Raw genomic sequence first — 588 nt, forward strand, 5'->3', positions numbered from 1 at the left:
GGCAGTACTCGCACATTGGCAGGCAGCTAAAAATCTATCAGCTTAGCCGCCCCAACTGCTTCTTGTGGACTGCCCATCAAGCCATAAGTCAGCATATAACGGACTTGCTCGTTTTCATCAAGGTAGCGGAAATATGTAAATTTGCTACGGTCTTCACGTCCTTCTAGATAACTGACAATCACCTCATTTTCAGCGACATTCATGACCTGTACTGTCCACTTGCCTTTGTTGGCAAGCAGATAACGCTTATCTTTAAACTCATCAGGATAGCTGCGCAAATCACGAACCGTTTCATCAAAACTGATCGGTTGTACGTCAGTATCAAGCTCATGCAGCGATTCAATTTTCAATGGCTGCTCAAGCTCCGCACTCAGTGTTTTGGGCGCTGCTATGGGCGCGTTTTCTATCTTGGCGCCCATCGCTGGCGTTTGGCTAAACATCCATACCAAAGCGGTGGTCACACCCAACATCAGAGTCGCTATCAGCCAAATCAGCGCTTGACGGCGATAGGATTGACTCGCGGTGCGAGTCGTCGAGCGAGATGCTGCCATGGAGGTGTCCTTGGTAAAGATATGCTTAGGATAGGGT

The 588-nt window shown here is 48.6% G+C and carries 1 protein-coding gene; it reads right to left on the reverse strand.

Going from position 1 to position 588, the window contains the following annotated elements:
- Nucleotides 1-26: 26 nt before the first annotated feature.
- The gene (locus JMW90_RS13585) at nt 27-551 is read right to left on the reverse strand and encodes a hypothetical protein (protein WP_227691978.1); all 525 of its coding nucleotides are present in this window, start codon (nt 549-551) and stop codon (nt 27-29) included.
- Nucleotides 552-588: the final 37 nt, after the last annotated feature.

Source organism: Psychrobacter glacincola (assembly GCF_904846215.1).
GTDB classification, from domain to species: Bacteria; Pseudomonadota; Gammaproteobacteria; order Pseudomonadales; family Moraxellaceae; genus Psychrobacter; species Psychrobacter glacincola.